The sequence below is a fragment of the Streptomyces sp. ITFR-6 genome, assembly GCF_031844725.1.
GTDB lineage: Bacteria > Actinomycetota > Actinomycetes > Streptomycetales > Streptomycetaceae > Streptomyces.
Genome location: NZ_CP134612.1, coordinates 239,771 through 258,302 on the forward strand (window position 1 = coordinate 239,771; position 18,532 = coordinate 258,302).

15 protein-coding genes are annotated in these 18,532 nt (G+C 73.9%); all 15 read right to left on the reverse strand.

Translation table 11 applies throughout. The annotated features are described in order from the left end of the window. Nucleotides 1–3: 3 nt before the first annotated feature. Nucleotides 4–567 (reverse strand): phage tail protein, encoded by a 564-nt coding sequence (locus tag RLT59_RS00905; RefSeq protein WP_311301566.1) that lies wholly within the window; start codon nt 565–567, stop codon nt 4–6. Then, nucleotides 564–2,522 (reverse strand): putative baseplate assembly protein, encoded by a 1,959-nt coding sequence (locus tag RLT59_RS00910; RefSeq protein ID WP_311301567.1) that lies wholly within the window; start codon nt 2,520–2,522, stop codon nt 564–566. The genes RLT59_RS00905 and RLT59_RS00910 overlap by 4 nt, the downstream gene beginning before the upstream one ends. Next, a complete protein-coding gene (locus RLT59_RS00915; RefSeq protein WP_073733935.1) occupies nt 2,522–2,944 on the reverse strand; it encodes a gp25 family contractile injection system sheath assembly initiator in 423 nt (140 codons plus the stop codon). Before RLT59_RS00915 ends, RLT59_RS00910 begins: the two co-directional genes overlap by 1 nt. After that, nucleotides 2,944–3,261 (reverse strand): PAAR domain-containing protein, encoded by a 318-nt coding sequence (locus tag RLT59_RS00920; RefSeq protein WP_311301568.1) that lies wholly within the window; start codon nt 3,259–3,261, stop codon nt 2,944–2,946. The genes RLT59_RS00915 and RLT59_RS00920 overlap by 1 nt, the downstream gene beginning before the upstream one ends. Before the next feature lie 114 nt (nt 3,262–3,375). Then, nucleotides 3,376–5,190, reverse strand: a complete 1,815-nt coding sequence (locus RLT59_RS00925) for a VgrG-related protein (RefSeq protein WP_311301569.1) — start codon at nt 5,188–5,190, stop codon at nt 3,376–3,378. Continuing rightward, a complete protein-coding gene (locus RLT59_RS00930; RefSeq protein WP_311301570.1) occupies nt 5,187–5,909 on the reverse strand; it encodes a CIS tube protein in 723 nt (240 codons plus the stop codon). The genes RLT59_RS00925 and RLT59_RS00930 overlap by 4 nt, the downstream gene beginning before the upstream one ends. A gap of 70 nt (nt 5,910–5,979) precedes the next feature. Further along, nucleotides 5,980–6,405, reverse strand: a complete 426-nt coding sequence (locus tag RLT59_RS00935; protein WP_073733939.1) for a phage tail protein — start codon at nt 6,403–6,405, stop codon at nt 5,980–5,982. Nucleotides 6,406–6,429: 24 nt separating this feature from the next. Then, nucleotides 6,430–9,522 (reverse strand): hypothetical protein, encoded by a 3,093-nt coding sequence (locus RLT59_RS00940; RefSeq protein WP_311301571.1) that lies wholly within the window; start codon nt 9,520–9,522, stop codon nt 6,430–6,432. A 4-nt stretch (nt 9,523–9,526) separates the two neighbouring features. After that, nucleotides 9,527–9,685, reverse strand: a complete 159-nt coding sequence (locus RLT59_RS00945) for a DUF6760 family protein (protein ID WP_185092612.1) — start codon at nt 9,683–9,685, stop codon at nt 9,527–9,529. Then, the gene (locus RLT59_RS00950; RefSeq protein WP_311301572.1) at nt 9,682–10,176 is read right to left on the reverse strand and encodes a hypothetical protein; all 495 of its coding nucleotides are present in this window, start codon (nt 10,174–10,176) and stop codon (nt 9,682–9,684) included. The genes RLT59_RS00945 and RLT59_RS00950 overlap by 4 nt, the downstream gene beginning before the upstream one ends. Beyond that, nucleotides 10,173–10,613 carry a phage tail protein gene (locus tag RLT59_RS00955; protein WP_024494932.1) on the reverse strand — a complete coding sequence of 147 codons (441 nt, stop codon included), beginning with the start codon at nt 10,611–10,613 and terminating at the stop codon, nt 10,173–10,175. The genes RLT59_RS00950 and RLT59_RS00955 overlap by 4 nt, the downstream gene beginning before the upstream one ends. Before the next feature lie 34 nt (nt 10,614–10,647). After that, complete coding sequence (locus RLT59_RS00960) at nt 10,648–12,201, reverse strand: phage tail sheath family protein (protein WP_311301573.1); 1,554 nt, start codon at nt 12,199–12,201, stop codon at nt 10,648–10,650. 185 nt (nt 12,202–12,386) lie between these two features. Then, nucleotides 12,387–14,402, reverse strand: a complete 2,016-nt coding sequence (locus RLT59_RS00965; protein ID WP_311307574.1) for an ATP-binding protein — start codon at nt 14,400–14,402, stop codon at nt 12,387–12,389. A 137-nt stretch (nt 14,403–14,539) separates the two neighbouring features. Continuing rightward, a complete protein-coding gene (locus tag RLT59_RS00970; protein WP_311301574.1) occupies nt 14,540–15,244 on the reverse strand; it encodes a Pvc16 family protein in 705 nt (234 codons plus the stop codon). Beyond that, a complete protein-coding gene (locus tag RLT59_RS00975; RefSeq protein ID WP_311301575.1) occupies nt 15,241–18,417 on the reverse strand; it encodes a hypothetical protein in 3,177 nt (1,058 codons plus the stop codon). Before RLT59_RS00975 ends, RLT59_RS00970 begins: the two co-directional genes overlap by 4 nt. Between the last annotated feature and the right edge of the window lie 115 nt (nt 18,418–18,532).

Here is an 18,532-nt window from a genome sequence, read left to right on the forward strand (position 1 = left end):
GCGTCACCTCCCTTCATCGGCGGGCGGGCCGGGCAGGACCTCCACCCGGCATACGGTGTGCACCGGGCACATGGCCCGGATGATCTCGTTGACCCGGTCCACGTCCACCACCGGCTCGCGGCCCGGCCACACCCGGACCAGGATCTCGGCGGAAGGCTCCGGCGGCAGTTCGGCACCGGCGGTGCGTGACCACGCCGCACCGCCGTCCCCGCTGATCGCCGCGTGCACACCGAGCCCGAGCCGCAGCCCCTCCACCAGGCCGCGCCGGGTGCCGCGCCAGCGGTGCAGCTCCACCGCCTGGACCACCGCCTCACGGCGCAGCTCCACGGGCCAGCGCGGATCGTCGACCGCCCCCACCCACGACGCCAGCCAGGCCAGGAAATCGGCCGGGGCCACCCGGGGGTCGAAGTAGGAGGGCAGGTTGTCGAGGGTCGCGAACACCGGGGCGAGCACGGTGTCGAGCCCCTCGGTGAAGCGCTGCGCGAAGTCGTCGTCGGCGTACAGGGCGGGGAGTTGTCCGCCGATCGGGTGCCTGCTGGGCAGACCGGGTACGGCCGCGCGGCTCATCCCCGTACCTCCGGTTCGATGGCGGTGACGACCACCTGGTGCTGGTACGAGAAGACCAGCGCGCCGGCCGCCACGTCGATGCGGTCTGCGGGCGCGCCCCGGCGCCCTGTCGTCGGGTCTGCGGCGAACAGCCGGATCTCCTCCACCAGCGCGTTGCCGGTGGCGCGTTGCAGCACGCCGAACACCTCGCCGTACTGCACCGGACGCCCGAACGGCCACCCCGTGCCGTCCGGGCCGCCGTGCAGCGGGTTGAGGAGCCGGAACAGCGCGTCGAGTGCCGCTTCGCGCACCCGGTCGGTGTCGCCCGGCGCCGCCGCGAGCCTGGCCACGACGGTGACGCCCTGGTAGACCGGCGGCTCCACCACCAGGCGGGTGCCGATCAGCCGTCGCTCGTCGAGACTCGCGGTGATCGCCCGGAGCACCTGGTCCGAGGGGATCAGCTGCTCGAACCGGAGCCGGTCGCCCTCGTCGGCCACCGCGTCCGGTACGACCAGGACCTTGACCGTGCCCGCACCGTCCCCGGTGGGCATGCAGCGGACCCGGCGCACCGAGGGCGCCGCCCGGCGGCTGATGATCTCGTAGTCCTCCGCGGTCACCGCGCGTTCCTGCATCCGCAGCACGTCCGGTGCCCGGAGCTTCGCGTTGGCGACGGTCTCACCGGCGACCCCGCCACGCGCCGCCTCCCGGTTCGTGACCCGTGCCACGTAAGGCACGGAACTGCGCAGTACGGAGATCACACCGCGTGCGACGTTGCCCGCCGGGCCGCCTCCGGTGCGGTAGCGGGCCACCCGCAGCTGGGCGCCCTTGGGCGGTACGGCGCCGCACTGGCGCAGCGTGCCGTCCGGTTCGCGCAGCACCGGGGGGAAGGTGAACTCGCCGGTGGTGGCGTCCACACGGACGTGCTGGTCGGCGGGGCCGGAGCGGCCGAAGTGCTCGACCACCTCCCAGCGGCGCCACCCCTCTGCGGAGGACACCTCCACCACCGGGGGTTCGCCGTCGAGGAGGACCGGCGGTCGGCCGAGCCGGAACGTCTGCCCCGCCACCCCCTCCGAGGTGCCGAGCAGTACGTCGGTCACCGTCTCCGCGTGCTCGGCGTACATGGTGCCGCCCACGGTGAACACCGCCGCCTCGCGCACGGTCGGTGACTCCGAGTAGAACGGCTGGCCCGGTTCGGGCTCTGTGACGCGGCAGCGCAGCCAGCCGGCCCTGGTCCCGCCGATCACCGACGCGGTGTGCCCGGCCGGTACGTGGAGGATGACCTCGCCGGGACGGTTCAGTCCGCCGGTGGTGTCCGTGCCGGTCTCGCACACGCGCCAGCCGCCGCCGTCCCACGCCTCCCACACCAGCGGCGGCTGGCGCGGGTCCACGCCGATGCCCTCCACCCGGCTGTCCACGCGGACCGCGACCACACAGCGCGGCACCGGCGTCGGCAGGCCGAACAGCAGCGCGTCGCCCGGCTCCGGGGTCGCCTGGAAGCAGGGCACGTCGAGCCCTTCGGCGAGCGTCCTGGTCCGGTCGCTCTGCTCACCGGTCCGGGGCGAGGTGACGAGCTTCACCAACTCGCTGGGCGCGATGTGGAGTTCGTCCGTGGTGGTGAACACCACGGCCTCCTCGGTCTCGCCGCGCACAGTGGTCACCTCGGTGCCGGCGGGCAGCGTCACCGTCTCCGGCTGCGGGGCCGAGAGCCAGAAGTCGACGTCGGCCCCGGCGGCGGCCGGCGGGAACAGGCAGATGCCCAACAGGTCCAGGAAAGCTGTGTAGTTCTTGTCCGGGACACGGTTCAGCCGGTACAGCAGCTGGTCGACGAGATAGGCGAACGTCTCGATCAGGGTGACGCCCGGGTCGGAGACGTTGTGGTCGGTCCACTCCGGGGCGCGCTGCTGCACGTACCGCTTCGCCTCGTCGACGAGTTGCTGGAACCGCCGGTCGTCCAGGTTGGGGAAGTCCAGAGCCATCAGTCCGCGACCGAATCCTCGGTCTCCTCCTCGGAGGGGATCGTGTAGAAGGGAAAGACCAGGTTGCGCCGGTCGTTGGTGGAACGCACGGTGTAGCGCACGTCGATGTAGAGGGTGCCGTCCTCGACGGCGTCGAAGGCGACCACCACGTCGTCCACCGCGATGCGCGGCTCCCATCGTTCGAGGGCCTCGCGGGTCTGCTGCGCGATGCGGCCGGCGGTGGCGCCGTTGCCCGGGGCGAAGACGTAGTCGTGGATGCCGCAGCCGAATTCGGGACGCATGGGGCGCTCGCCGGGCGCGGTCCCGAGCACCAGCCGGATCGCCTCCTCGATCTCCCGGTCGCGTTCGACCATGGCGATCCCGCCGGTCGGCCCGACGCGCAGCGGGAACGCCCAGCCGCGCCCGATGAACCGCTCGCTCATCACATGCCCCCGATGCGGACGTTCTGGGCACCGGTCAGGATGTTCCCGGAACACGCCGTGCGGTCGCCCGCCCGCGCGGCCGGCAGCCCGCCGATCAGTACCGTGCCCGTGGCGAGCGCGGCCGGGTCGGGCAGGATCACGTTGGCCGGTCCCAGCAGTGCGTGCGGGGGGATCGGGCAGGTGTGGAGGCTGCCGACGACGGCGGCGGGACGGCCACCGATCAGCACCCGCATCACCGCGGCGGCGGCGCCGGGCGGCGGAGTGGCGATCACACCACCGTGGCTGGTGGGGTCGCCGGTACGGGCTGCGGCTGGCATGCGGCACTCCTTGCGGAAGGTCCTGGGCCCGGAGGCCGGTCGCGGATTCGGTCGGGTGGGGCCGGTGGGGTCGGGTGGTGCGGGCCCCGCGTCGGGGCGGCACCTGCGGCGCTCTCAGTTGATCCGGATGAGCCGGGCCTTGAGGACGCCCAGCAGGCCGCCGTCGACGGTGACATCGGTCGTGCCGTTGACCTGTACGGAGCGGCCCCCGATCCGCACTCCGTCGGTGCCGTCGATGTCCACCTGTCTGCCTCGCACGTTCACCTTGCCCAGTTTCGCGTCCAGGGTGATGCCGTCCTTGTCGAGCACCACGGAGGTGAGGGGGCGGCCGCGCCCCGCGTACACGGTCAGCTCGATCCGGTCCCGGCGGTCGTCGAGGCGTACTTCGAGGCGCTCGTCGGCGGTCATCAGCCGCAGTCCGGACGGGCCCGGTGCCCGCGCGTCCAGCAGCTCCACCCGGTGTCCCGAACGGGACACCACCGAGCGGCGGTTGACCTTTCCACTGGTCCGGTCGATCAGCGGGACGTCATGCGGTGACGGCTGGTCCACGCCGTTGTACAGCCCTCCGATGACGTACGGGCTGTCCAGCAGGCCCTGTTCGAACCCGACCAGAACCTCGTCGTTGACCTCCGCGCTCACCACCCCTCCCCCGCCGACGCCGCCCCACTGCACGGTGCGCACCCAGTCGGTGACGTAACTCTCGTCCAGCCAGGGAAACTTCAGCCGGACCGCACCACGCTCCGCGCCGTCCGGCTCCCGTACGTCCGTCACCACACCGATCGCCAGCCCCGGCATCCGGGCGCCGCGGTCCGGCCCACCGGTCACCAGGCCCGTCAGGGAACGGTCCGGGCCCGCGCCGACCCACACGGTGGTGCGGTAGCCCTCATGCGGTTCCAGGACGTGCTGTACGGCCGTCGCCGTGTACCGGCCGGAGAACGCCTGCCCCACGTTGCCGAGGGCCACCGGCTTTCCGGCCCGCAGCCGGGGGTTGCCCTCGGCCACCGCCTCCAGCTCCCCGAATCCCGCGCTGACCTGGGCGGCCGTCGCGTCCGCGACCGCCGTCGTCTCGGCCTGGGTGCGGTACGGGGTGTCCGTGACAGCCAGTTTCGCCTTGCCGAACCTGGCGCTCGCCGACGGACTCAGGCCCGGCACCGCCGTGTCACTGATCACCGACGGGTTCCGCGCCACCAGCGGCCGCTTCGTCCTGACGTCCCAGCCGCGCACCTCGACGGAGGCCGCGCTGTCCGCCGCCGACAGCGAGGCCCGCAGCGCGAGGAGGTTGCGGCCGTACTCCAGCACCATCGGGTTCTTGGTGGCCGAGGTCGACGGCGCGGGCGCGCCGGACGCCTTCTGCGGGCGGGTGAACTGGAGCAGGCCCTTGTCGTCGACGCGCACCTGCGCCCCGCTCTCACCCGCCAGGTACTGCAGGAAGTCCCAGTCGGACACGTTCGCCTGCGAGAGCTGCTGGTAGGTGACGGGTGCGGCCTGCACGGTTCCGCAGGCCAGCCCGGCCCCGGCGGCCACCTTGCGGACGATCGCGGCCGCCGTCATGTTCCGGTACGCCACCACCTTGCGGCCCCGCTGCAGCCGGTGCGCCTTGGAGTACCCGCGCACCACCGTGAACGAGCCCGTACGGTCCCCGTCCAGCTCCAGGGCCGTCACCTCGCCGTCGAACAGCCGCTCCCGCGCCTGCCCGGAGGCGGTGACCACCGAGACCCGCAGGGGGGTGCCGATGGTAATGCCGGTCGCCTGGAGGAACTCGTGATCGGGGTCCCGGAAGGTGAGCACCGCCGCGTCGGGCAGGCCCACGCTCTCGTCCACCACACAGCTCACCAGCTGGGCGGCCCAGACCTTGGGGAGCTCGGCGGGCGTCTCCACGACGGGGTCCGCCGCGAACGACCGGCTGCCCTGTGCCTCGGTTGTGCTCACCGTTCCTCCTCACTGTCCGAGTCCCGCAGCGCCGGAACCACCAGTTCGGTGCCGGGCGCGAGCGCCATGGGGTCGTCGATTCCGTTCGCTTCCGCGATGACCCGCCAGGCCGTCGGGTCGCCGTACTCCCGCCAGGCCAGCATGGCGAGGCTGTCCCCCGCCACGACCGTGTGCGTACTGCGGGCGGTGCGCGCGCCGGACGTCGGGTTCTGGCCCGCCGTGTCGACGCTCGCCTCCTCGATGGACAGCGCGCAGGTGGCCCGCAGCGGCTTGCCGTCCACATCGAACAGGGTGTAGCTCACCGACAGGCTGGACAGCACCCCGTCGAAGGAGGTCGTCCGAGAGGTGCCCCATTCGAACCGGACCCACGGGCTGGCCGGTTTCTTACGGCCTAGGCTGGCCGGTGTCGGCACGCACGCCTTCATCAGCTTCTCGACCGCCTGCTCCACGGAGTTGTCGTGGGTGGCGGTGGCGTCCAGGAACACTTCGAGGCTCAGCGTGCGCGGTCCGCTCCCGACGAATTCGGGCAGCGCCGACTGCCCGGCCATCCGGGACGGGGAGCGCCGCCACTCGGTGGTCTTGCGCAGCTCCAGGGTGGAGGGGTTGAACTGGAGGTCGAGCCGCGCGACCGTCCCACCGGGTTTCGCGCCGACCGAGGCCGGGGGCTCCTTGAGGGTCAGCTGGGCTCTGGCCCGGCTGGAGCGCACCGCTGGCGACATGCCTGGAGTTCCTTTCCGGTGCGGATACGGGGGCGGGGGTCGGGACTTGAGGTCGTAGGCGGGCCGCGGGTCAGGAAGGGCGCAGCCCCTGGTGGGCGATCTCCAGGGTCTCCACCGCTGCCTCCGACCGTGCGGGGTCGAAGGACGGCCCCTGCCAGCGGACCGGGACGATCCCGAAGACCTGCCAGCTGATGATCCTGGTCAGGTCCGGTTTCAGCGCCACGATCTCGCCGTCCTTGGGCTCCACCCGCCGCAGCGTCTCGTCGAGCCAGCGGCCGATCTTCGCCGTATCGGTGGTGACGGGTCTGGTGAGCGTGATGTTCGACCAGCTCACGCGTCCGGGCAGTTGCCAGGTGAAGCCGTTGTTGCCGCCTTCGGCATAGGTCTCCATCTCCACCTCCGCGCCCATGCCTGAGCAGGTGTGGAAGGCCCCGAGGTCGTTCCCGGCGATCGCGAGCCGGAAGAACACGCTGGTCGCGAAGATACTGTCTGTCATTGCTCCGTCATCCGTTCCGTGCTCTCAGCGGCGTCCGTCGTAGGGACGGCCCGTGCGGTCCCGGCCACGCCGCAGTTCGGTGCGCAGCAGCCGGGCCACTGGATCGAGCAGGCGGCGCGCCAGCTCGTCCAGCTCGGCCCCGGACCCTTGCGGCAGGCCGCCCGGCCGGGCCGCGCCGCTGCCGGTGGCGGATGGTGTCGTCCCCGACCGCTGTGAATCCGGTTTGGCCGGAGCGGCGTTGGGTGCGGGGCCGTTGGACGCGGAGCCGCTCGACCCTGAGCTCTCGGGGGCGGAGCCTTTGGGTACGGAGCCGTTGAATACGGAGCCGTCACTCGCACCGGTCACGTCGCGCTGGATCGGGGGCACCGGGCCCGTCGGCGGGGTGGACCTCGGCCGGACCACGGGGACGGTGCCTGCCGGCGCCCGTGCCGGTGCCGGTGTTCCCGGGGGGCGGCCCGCGAGCGCCTGCGCCTGCGGGGCGGTCACCGGCAGGGGCCGTGCGGGTACGGGCCGCCCTGCCGGTGCGGCGCCTGCCGGTGTAGCGCCTGCCTGAACCGGGCCTGCCGATCCGCGTTCGCCGGCCGTTCCCCGGCCGAGTGGCGCGGGCCGGACAACCGGGACGCGCTGGACGGGCTCCGAAGTGCCGTCGCTCCGTACGCCGCGCCCCGCCGACCCTGTCCGTGCTCCGGAGCTTCCGGTGGCGGCGCGCTGGATCTGCGGCGTGGCCGGGGCTGTCGCGGGCGGGCCCTGCGACGGCTGCGTGGAGCCGCTGCGATGCGGGGCCGGTGCGCCGGGCCGGCGCGCCGCCACCACGGGGCGGCCGGCGGGGCGGGAGGCCACGGCGGCTGCCACGCCGTCCGGGGCCCGGGTGTTCAGGCTGAGCGGGCGCGCGGCGAGCAGTGAGAGGGTGCGGGGCGGCGTGGGGGCGGCGTGTGCTCCGGCGCGGGCCACGGTGAAGGGGTGCGCGCCGACGGTGCTCATGGGCGGGGCGCCGGTGGTGTCTGCAGTACGTGCTGTGCCTGCGGTGCCTGCGGTGATTGCGGTGCCTGCGGCATGTGCGGTGCTCGCGTTACCTGGTGCGGGGGTGCGGGCGACGACGACCGGGGCGGGAGCGGCGGGGCCACTGTCCCCGGGCCGCTGCTTGCCGGAGCCCAGGCCGTCGGAACCCGAACTGCCGGGCCCGGAACCACCCGAAGGCGTATCGGCGCCTCGCGTGTTCTCTGCGGAGGCGCCCAGCAACGGCGCGTCCTTTGCCTCTGCCCGGTTCCCGTCCACCGTGGGCAGCGCCGGGGCCGCGCCGGACGCACTGGCCTGGCGGGCTGGAGCACGCTGGATATCGGGGCCGGGAGCTGTACGGGGAGGCCGGGCAGCGGACCCGATCGCGCCCGGCAGTCCTGCGGTGGGCGGCAGCTCGGACAACGGCGCGCCCAGGCCGCCGCGCGCACGGGCCCCGGTGCGACGGTCCGAAGCCGTCCGGCCCGAAGCCCTCCGGCCCGAAGTCGTACGATCCGGAGTCGTCCGGCCCGAAGTCGTACGGTCCGGAGTCTCCGCTCTCTTCGCGGGGGCGCTCGGAGTGCCGGGGGCCGAGGGGCCGGCCGTGGTCTCCGAGCGCTGCTGGACCACGGGCAGCGCCGGACCGGGCGCGGACGCGGTACGTGCGGTCGGCGGAACAACCTTTTCATCGACCACCAACGGCTGTGCCGTGGAGGGCAGTCCGCTCATCGGTGCGCCGAGCGGCGCTCGGCCGGCGGCTCGCTGTAGGGGCGCCGCCGAGCGCGTCCCCGATCCTGCCCACACGGGTGCGGTGGAGTCGGGGCCGGGTGCGTCCGGGGTGGCCCGGTCATCGGTTGCCGGGGCGCTGGCGGGGCGCAGGGCCGGAAGCCGGCGCACCGGTCCGGCCGGACGCCGGGCGACGGTCGGCAACGGCCCGACGGGGCGGGCGCGTACGGCCTCGCGGGGCGCGCCCCCCGCCCTCTCGACCCCAGGGGCGCGGGATGCCGCCGGCTGCCCGCCTCCCCGCTCGGCCTGTGCCCCCGGCGTCCCGGTCGTGGAGCGCTGGACGGCCGGGCCGGATGACGTACGGCTGCCGGAGCCGGCGGTCGGCCGGGATGCGCGCGCCTGGTGCGGCTCGGACGCACCGACCGGTGGCCGCGAGGCGCGTCCACCGGTCGCGGGCAGGGCGGGGGCGGCGGCTGTGCCCGGGACCACGGACACGCGGCGTACCAGCGGGATGTGCGGAGCGGACGCCACCCGGCCGGTGCCGGTGTCCGTGGGGGTCACGACGGGGCCGGTCGCCGGGTCCACCGCACGCTGGACAGGCGAGCGCGACGGACGGAGCGTGGCGGGGGAATCCGCGGACGTGATGCCCCGGCCGGTGCGGGGCAGCATCACGCCCGAACGGCTGTCACCCGCCGGGCTGTCGCCGCCCGAACGACGTCCACTCGTCGGGCTGTCGCCGCCCGAACTGCGTCCGCTTGCCAGGCTGTCGCCGCCCGCACGGGCCGCAGCGGGTGCCGGACCGGGGCCCGTACCCACCGTTCCGGTTCCGGTGCTCGATGCCGCCCCCGGACGCGTCCGGCGCGAAATCTGCGGCGTCCGGGCGGTCGGCGTCCGCGTACCGCCGTCCGCGCCCCCCGTGTCGGGTGCGGCGGCTTGGGGTGTGACGCTGTCCGGGCCGTTCGGCTCCTCCGTGCGCAGGGCGCGGAGCAGCAGTGGGCCACGGCCGGTGCGGGTGGGCTGTGGGGCGGCGGGTGGCGTGACGCCGCGCACCAGCCCGGTCGGGGCGGTGGGCAGCAGGGCGTGACCGAGACCGGCGTCGAACGACGGGTTCTGCCAGGCCGCCAGGCCGTCGCGGAAGGCGAGGCCGTCGCTGACGCCGAGCGGGGCGCGGGCCACGGTCAGCTGCGGCGGCGGGGTGCGGCGCCAACCGCCGTCCCAGTCGCCGGGCACGGAAGAAGCCGGACCGGCGGAGGGAACCGGACCGTTGGAAGGGGCCGGACCGGCGGACGCGCCCCGGTCCCGGCCGTCGCCGGACGGGCCGGTGCGCTCCGTAGCCCGGGAACGGTCCGCGGTGTCGGGTCCGGCAGTCCGGCGGCGCAGCCTGTCCCGCCATGCCATGCGCTCAACCGCCTTCGTTCACACGGGTGTTGATACGGGCTATCTCGGATACCCACTCCTGGCGCTCGCCGTGCGTCAGGTCGAGGATCTCCTCGCGTTGCCAGTGGAAGTGGTAGGCGATGTACGCGATCTCCTCCCGGAGCCGGGGAAGGGCGTACGTCACGATTCCCCCAGGCGCCCACCCGAGAGGTCGACCTCGAAGCCGCCCTCGCAGTGCGGGCAGGTCACCGCCGCCCGCGTGTGGCCCTCGCTGTTGACGCGGCGGTAGAAGTCCTGGAGGAACGCCACGTCGGTGGCGTACATCCGCTCCACCACCCCGGCGTGCACATCGGTGATCGCGCCGAGCCGGGTGATCACCTGGCTGAGCAGCACCACGCTCAGGTACGCCGGGTTCTCCTTGACCCGCAGGTCGATCTGGGGACGCAGCTCGTCACGGGCGGTCGCCAGGCGCATCGAGCCGTGCCGGTGCACCGTGCCCGCCTCGTCCACGTATCCGCGCGGGAGCTCGAACTCGAACTCGGTGCGCAGTCTGTGGTCCTCCCGGGGCGCCGGAGCGGGGGCGGGGGCGGCCGCCGCCTGCTCCGGTACCGGGGCGGGCTCCGTCACCTGGAGGATCTCCTCCAGGTTGCCCGCGGACACCGTACGACGCCTCATTCGACGACGATCTCCTCGAAGACGATCGTGACGGACTCGGTGGCCGCGGCGGACTCGCCCGCCTTGAGCGACGGGCCCTCCCACTTCGAGGCCCAGCCCTGCATCAGCTGGATGCGCCGGACCGTGCTGCCCTCGGAGTCCTTGATCTCGATGGTGAGGTTCTGCCTCGCGGCGTCCACGGCCCCCTTGTTGAGGGTCTCCTTGATCCACGAGGTGAACTCACTGCTCTGGTCGAGTCCACGGGTGATCGTGACCTCGCCGGCCTGCCGGGCGCCGGGCTGCTTGCGGATGATCTGCTTGCCCTCCGCGCTGACCTGACGGACCTCGACGACCTCCTCCTCGACGGTCAGCCCGCTGATCTCCTGAATCGACTCGACCAGATAGCCGCCGAGCTGCACGCCGAAGACGTGGGTGGAAAGAGCATCGCCCTCTGCCATGACTGTGTGTCACCTTTCTTTGCTGACCCGCGGGTCACTCGTCGATGAGGCTGGTGGTGTCGGAGAACTGGGCCAGCCGGAACACCACGAACTCCGCGGGCTTGACCGGTGAGACGCCGATCTCACAGATGACCCGGCCCTGGTCGATGGACTCCTGCGGGTTGTTGTCGCGGTCGCACCGTACGTAGAACGCCTCTTCTGCGGTGCGGCCGAACAGTGCGCCCCTGCGCCATTCCTCGGTGAGGAACGCGGTGACGTTGCGCCGGATGCTCGACCACAGCCGGTCGTCGTTCGGTTCGAAGACCACCCACTGGGTGCCCAGGAGGATTGATTCCTCCAGGTAGTTGAAGAGCCGGCGCACGTTCAGGTAGCGCCATGCCGGGTCGGAGGAGAGGGTGCGGGCGCCCCACACCCGGACGCCCCGGCCGGAGAAGGCGCGCACACAGTTCACGCCGATCGGGTTCAGCAGGTCCTGCTCGCCCTTGCTGAGCCGGAGCTCCAGATCCACGGCGCCGCGGATCACCTCGTTGGCGGGCGCCTTGTGCACGCCGCGCTCGGCGTCGCTGCGCGCCCACACCCCGGCGATGTGACCGCTGGGCGGGACGGTGGTGTTGCGGCCCGCGGCCGGGTCGAAGACCCGCACCCACGGGTAGTAGAGGGTGGCGTAGCGGGAGTCGTAGCCCGCCTCGTCGTTGCGCCAGGTGCGCACCTGCTGGGCGGAGAGTCCGGGCGGGGTGTCCAGGATGGCGACCCGGTCGCCCATCTGCTCACAGTGCGCGATCACGGCGAGCTGCACCGTCCGGACGCCCTCCGCGTCGATGTCGCCGCGCTGGTGGGCGCTCATCAGGTCGGGCACCGAGACCATGGTGATCTCGTCGATGGCCTCCAGGCCGCCGAAGCCGGTACGGGCGGCGGCGTCACCGACGTACTCGGACGCGTCGAGGCGCGCCACCTCGCCGGAGCCGGACGCGGCGGGCGAGGCCGGGGCGTCGGGCACGGCCAGGGTCTGGGCGGCGGGCCTGCTCTGGGAGGCGTTGCGCTGCTCGGTGACCGCGATCAGGGTGGAGGAACGCGTCTGGGTGACGAGGTACCCCTTGACGTTCTTGCGGGTCGAGGCCTCGTACGTCTCCACGACCTTGTCGCCCTGGCGCACCAGGACCTTGAAGCGGTCCTCCGGCGGGTTCTCGCCGTCCGCGTCGGCGATCTCCACCGACACCCCGGAGACGCCCGGCCTGGCCGCGAAGAGGAAGCCGCCGAGCTCGACCGGCTCGGCCGCCCGGGGCTGTGAACCCCGGTCGCCGTCGGCCGGGGAGGCGCCCTCTGCGGGTCCGCCGATCCGGACCACGTACGCGGCGCCCCCGCCGTTGGCGAAGTACCCGTAGACCGCGTGGGGCAGGTAGGTGCCCTCGGCGAATCCGCCGAACAGCTGGGTGTACTGGTCCCATGAGGTCACCAGTGTCGGTGCGTGGAACGGTCCGTTGTGGGCAAACCCCACGAACGCGGCCACGGCGGTGCCGACCCCTTCGATCGGTCGGGCACCGGACTGCACCTCCTCCACGTACACACCCGGGGTGAGGTACGTCGGCATACTCGCTCCTTCGCGTCCTTACGGGTCACCTGTGTCCAGGCCGAGTCTTCGCTGCCGGCCCGCCGCGGCGACAGGGACCCGCGGACCTGGCCGGGGGCAAGACCGCTGCCTTTCCGGGACGCCCCGCGCTGACCGTCCGGGCCGGGTGGCGGGTGGTGACGGCCTGGTTCACGGCCGCACCCGCCTCAGGCGCCGGCGGCCTCGGTCATGTACGGGCCGAACTCGCCCTCCAGGACCAGCCGTCCGAGCTTGCGGTACTCCTGCACGACCGAGGTCACCACCTGGCGCATGGTGAGCGGGCTGCCGGACTCCGCCGCCAGGTACGCCGCGGTCACCGCGCAGGCCCGGATCGAGCCGCCGGCCAGTTCGAAGCGGTCCGCGCAGAAGCCGAGGTCCAGGTCGTCGGCCCGGGGCAGCCGGTCGCCCAGGCACCGGTCCCAGAGTGCGAGGCGCTGGCCGGAGTCGGGCACCGGGAAGTCCGCGACCACGTCCAGGCGGCGGGTGAACGCCTCGTCCAGGTTGGCCCGCAGATTGGTGGTCAGCACGGCGATCCCGTCGAACGACTCCATGCGCTGGAGCAGGTACGCCGACTCGATGTTGGCGTGCCGGTCGTGGGCGTCCTTCACCTCCGAGCGCTTGCCGAAGATCGCGTCGGCCTCGTCGAAGAGCAGGACCGCGTTGACCGCGGACGCCTCGGTGAAGATCCGCTCCAGGTTCTTCTCGGTCTCTCCGACGTACTTGTCGACGACCGTGGACAGGTCCACCACGTACAGGTCCATGCCCAGGTCGGCCGCGACGACCTCGGCGGACATGGTCTTGCCGGTGCCGGACTCGCCCGCGAACAGTGCGATCACGCCACGCCCCCGGCCGCCGCCGGGCCGCATCCCCCACTGGCCCAGGACCTGCTCCCGGTGGCGGGCGCGCAGCGCGAGTTCGCGCAGCCGGCGGTGGGTGAGCGGCGGGAGAACCAGGTCGTCCCAGCCGACGCCCGGCTCGACCCGGCGGGCGAGCCGGTCGAGCCCCGCGCCGTTCTGGGCACGTACGGCGCTCTGCAGGTCCTCGGGGCGGACCGGGCCGCCGGCCAGGGCGGCGGTGCGCACCGCCGCCGCCGCGGCGCGGCGCAACTGACCGGAGTCCAGGCGGTGCGCGGCGACCGCCGTGGCGAGCGCCTCGGCGTCACCGGTCACGGAGCCCTCGCCGGCGGCCCGGTCGAGGGCATACCGCCAGCGCGCGGCCTGCCGCTCCGGGGACGGCGCCGGCACGGTCAGGACGACGGGCGCGTCGGCCGCCCATGCCGGGTCCCAGCCGGTGGTGCCGTGCGTGAACAGCGGGGTTCCCCGCAGCGCCGCGCACAACGCCCCCAGGGTCCGGGCCCGTTCGGCGGGTTCCGCGGGCAGCGCCTCCACCGGTCCGAGGACGACCCCGGAGCCGGTCAGCCGGGCTTCGCGGGCGGTCACCCTCGCGAGTTCCGGCAGATCGCCGGAGCGCCGGGCGAGCGCCGCCGCGTCCAGGACGAGCGGGCGCAGCCCGGCCGCGCGCAGCGCCGCGGTGGCCAGTCCCTCGGCGTCGCCGCCCCGGCTGCGGAGGTGGACCAGGCCGGTGCCGCTGCCGGCGGCGGCCGCGGCCCGCTGGATCTCCGCCGCCTCCGCGGTGGGGTCCTCAGCGGTCTCACCGAGCACCCCGGTCAGCCGGGCGTCGGGGTGCGCGTGGCCCAGGAGGTGCCCGGTCACCCGGTCGGGGACGGCCAGGACGCGTGAGAGCGGCGGCCGTTCCGGCTCGGTGATCACGACCAGACCGCCGTCGACGAGCGGTGCCCCGGGGGCGAGCCGGAACCGGGCGGGCGCCGCGCCGGCCAGCCCGCACAGCTCCAGGGCGAGCCCGACCGTGGGGCGCCGGCGCGTCAGGTCGTCGTTGAGGTAGCCGTAGAACCGTTCGAACCGGGCGTCCAGGTCCGGTGCCATCGCGATCAGGAGCAGGTCCAGGTCCAGCGGGGACAGGCCGAACCGCACGGCGAGGCCTTCGAGCACCGAGCCGGGAGCCGGCCGCCAGGGCTCCCGGGCGGGTACGCCGAGGCCGCCGGGCTCGTCCAGGATGCGGGTGATCGCCTCGGGGGTGAAGTACTGGCCCCGGTACGGGTCGTCGGGATCGGGGTCTCCGGTGCGGCGGTCCTCCACGGCGCGCCGCACCCGCTCCTCGACCAGGCGGAGCCGCGCCCAGAGGTGCGACTCCCCGGCATCCGGCGGGGCGGCGGGCCGGGCATCCGGCCGGACGTCCGGCCGGCCCTCATGCCGGTTCACGGGTCCGGGCTCAGCGAGGACAGCGGGTTCGGCGGTGTGGGTCACGGTTGGCGGTCCCCCCGGCGGCGGCGCGCGGGGGCGGGCCGCCGCTCGCGCGGTCCGGCGAAGCCGTCCGGTCCGGCCTCGCTCGTTCCCGTATAGCGCAGCCGCCGTCCCGGCACCGCGTCCCCGTTCTCGTTCCGGGCGGCGGAGCGCACGACGAGCCCTTCGGTGACCGGCGGCGCGACGACGGTGCTCACTCCGGCGAGCGGTGCCCGCACCAGTACCCCGAGCGACGCCTTCAGCTCGCCGCCGAGCGCCGACCACACATCCGAAGCGGCCGGGGCGTCGAGCCTGCCCCCGGCGGTGTCCAGGCTGACGGTCAGGCCGAGTTCGGCGAGTGTGCCGGTGAGCAGCCGGGCGGGCAGCGTGTCGGTGGCCACCAGACAGGCGAGCACCTGCGAGAGCAGCCGGTGCTCGTCCTGCGGGCGGCTCGCCCATGCCGTGACCAGGTAGGTCAGCTCGAACCAGCGCGGCGGGGTGCGGCGCGCGACCAGGTGCCCGTCCGCGTCGTACACCTCCCCCGCGCCGCTGCCGCGCCGGGTGGCGTCCTCCCGGATGTCGTACAGGAAGACGCAGACGGTGGGGGCGTTGCGGCGTGCCGCCCAGTCCTTGGTGGGGGCGTCGAAGACCACTTCGACACCGGACGCCTCCAGTCCGGACTCACTGAGCAGGCGGCGCATCGCCTCGTCGACCTCGTGGATCACCGGCGGGTCATCTCGCCGGGCGGCTGCCAGTTGCCGATGACCACCAGGAAGTCGGTCTTCACGGCGGAGAACCCGGGCCCCCTGGCCGTGATGACGCGCGGTCCCGTCTCGTCCTTGGCGAGGATGAGCAGCTGGCCGATGAACGTGCCGTCGGGCTGCGGGACGGTCGGCGCCGCCGCCGCGGTGATGCCCGGTTTCCAGGTGAACCGCACGGGCACTCCGGGCGGGAAGTCCTTGCCGCGTACCGAGGTGACGAAGCCGGGCTTGCCGATCGGCGGGACCGCGACGATGCGCGGCTGGAGGATGCGCAGGGGCTGCCTGGCGGTGTTGTCGCTCCTGTCGGCGTCGGTGCCGGTGGTGGTGAGCAGTCCGGTGACGGTGCTGCTCAGGGCCTTGTCGGGGCTGAGGACGACGCGGACGACGGTGCTGGCGCCCGGGGTCAGGTCCGGCAGCGCGCACACCCAGGAGCGGTCGCAGCCCGCCGGGGGCCCGCTGTTCGGGACGGAGCGGGGCAGCCCGACCTTCAGCCTGAGCCCGGTCGCCAGCGCCTCACGGCCGTTGCGCACGGTGTACGTCACGACGACGCGTCCGCCGACGTAGCCGGGGTTGGGCTGCGCCGTGACGCGCACCGCGGGGCCGGCGGCGGGCTCGGGCGGTGCCGGGGGCACGGTGGGCGGTGTGGTGGTGGGGGGCGGCTCCGTGGTGGGAGGCGCGGGGGTGGGTGTCGGCGGCTGCGGTGTCGTCGTCGGGGGCGGGGTGTCCTCGCGCACCGGCACCACGGTCCGGACGGCGTTGTCGCTGGGCAGCGGGTCCTGTACGGCGCCGGTGACCGACCAGTCGAACGGGGCGTCGCCGGGGGTGACCCCGACGAGCGTGACGCTCACCCGGACCGTGGCGCCGGGCCGCACCACTCCGACATCGCACTGGAGGGAGGCCGCGTCGCAGGTACCTCCAGGCCAGGTCAGCCCGGTGACCCGGGCGCCGGGCGGTGGGGCGATGGTCAGCCGGGTGCCCGGGGAGGCGGCGGGGCCGTTGTTCACCACGTCGACGGGGATCGTGGTGGAGCCGCCGACGGCCACCGCGGGGACGGCGCCGGGCGCGTGCACCGCGAGGTCCACGGACTGCTGGACGCTGGGTTCCTTCTGCCGTCCCGGAAGGCCGGTGGTGAGCGGGCTGAGGGCGCTGGTCGCGATGTCCAGCAGGTAGAGCTTTTCCGGGCTGTTGGCCGGGAGCGCCTCGCGGGAGCTGATGACCAGGCCCGTGCCGTCGGCCGTCCAGGCGGCGTCGCGCGGCTGGAAGGGGCCGGTGAGCGAGGTGTCCGGCAGCTCCTGGCGGCAGCCGTCGGGGAGGTTGTGGGCGGCCTCCGGCAGCAGCACCTGGCAGCTGTCATCGGCGAGGGAGGTCAGCAGGATGCCGTTGCGCTGGTCGGTCAGGCCGCCGCCGTTCTTCCGGTTGAAGGCGATGCTGAGCCCGTCCGGGGAGAACGCCGGGCTGTCGTCGATGACTTCGCAGTTCCCGGGGCAGAACGCGGCGCTCAGGTCGCGCTGCGCGGCCAGGTCGTTCACCGGCACGGTCCAGATGTGCTTGTTGCCGCCGCCCCCGTCGATCACCTGGTTGCGGGTGAAGGCCAGGGTGGTGCCGTCGGAGGACCAGGTGGGCTGGGCGTCGCCGCCCTGGGGCTGCCCGGCCGGCGCGGTGATCCGGTCGCGGATCGCGCCGGTCGCGACATCCGCGATCAGGATGCTGCTGGGTCCCGCCGCGTCACCGACACCGCCCGGCGAAGTCCGGGTGAAGGCGAGGTACTTGCCGTCAGGGGAGAACGTCGGGTCGGTGTCCCAGTCGTCCGGCCCGCGCCCGTCGAGTTTCATGTACGCCTTGTGGGTGCCGTCGGCGTCCGCCATCCAGATCCGCTCGACCCGGTGCTCAGGGGGGCCTTCGAAGCGGGTCAGCACGATCCTGCGGCCGTCGGGCGTGTAGTTCTGCCGCTCGGTCCACGGGTCCCCCGTGGCCGGCCGGAAGAGCGGGTCGTGCGTGGGATCGGTGTCGGTGTCGGCGGCCGGGTCCTCGTTGAGGATCGTCAGGCCCAGGTCGCGGGGGTCGGAACCGTCGGAGCGGGCGTCCTGGAGCGTCACCTCGTGCGGACCGGCGGCGGAGATCCGCTCGACCACCACACCACCGTCCTGGACGGTGCCGGTCCAGGTGGGCGATTCGACCTCGCGGTCCTCGCTGAGCTCCAGTTCGGGTGTGGCATCGGAGTGCGCGGCCACCCGGAACACGTGGTCCCAGTCGCCCTCGCAGTCACAGGTGCGGTCCGGGCTCAGGAACAGCACACCGTCCCCGTCGGGCAGCCACGCTGCCCCGTGGGTACGCCACTCTGCCTGTACGCCCCCCAGCAGCGGCCCGTCGGTGCGCCCGTCCGTCACCCGCAGCCGGGGCCCCGGCGGTCCGGCGGCGGTGTACGCGATCAGGTCGCGGTGCGCGGGATCGTCGACCGGGTTCCAGGCCGGCTCGGTGGCCGCGCCGTTGGCGGGGTCAGTGACCCGGGTGGCGGCGCCGCCCGCCAGGGGCCGTACGTAGATCTGCATGCCGGCCGCCGGCTCGTTGCCGCCGGAGTACGCCAGGCGCTGCCCGTCCGGGGAGACGGTCGGGCACTCCTCGTCCCAGGGGGTGTCGGTGAGCCGGGTGAGGCCGGTGCCGTCGGTGCGCACCATCCACAGGTCGCGCTGTTTGCCGCCGTCCGCGCCTCCGGGCTCGGCGGAGTCGAACACGACGGAGCCGCCGTCCGGGGTCAGCTGGGGGTGCCCGGCGTACCGGCCGCTGGTCAGCTTGCGCACCGAACCGTCGGCGGTCCGCAGGTAGACCTGCGGTGCCTTCTCGTCGCGGCGGCTCGCGAAGACCATCTGGTCCCCGAGCGCGGACGGCTGGAGGTCGAAGTGGACGGGGCCCTCGCCGAAGAGCGGTGCGCTGTGGGTGTCGCTCTCCACCCGGCCGAGGCTGCGGTGCCGGGTACCGGCGTAGGCGATCCGGGTGGCCGAGGCGTCGGCCGCCTGCGGCCTGGGGTCCGCGCTGCCCTCCCCGGCGGCCGTTGTCACCGCGAGGAGGGGGATCAGGAGCAGCAGCGACGCCGCGAGTCTTCCCGGGCGGAACCGCCCACCGGGGCCGGCGGTGCGCATCACGGTCCACCTCGCTGTCTGGTGCGGTCTCGGGCTGTTCCCCCGCCACCCTGCCGGGTCCTCGTGCGGTGCGGCAGGGCGGCGGGGACGTACCTGGGGGAAACGTGCGGTGCGC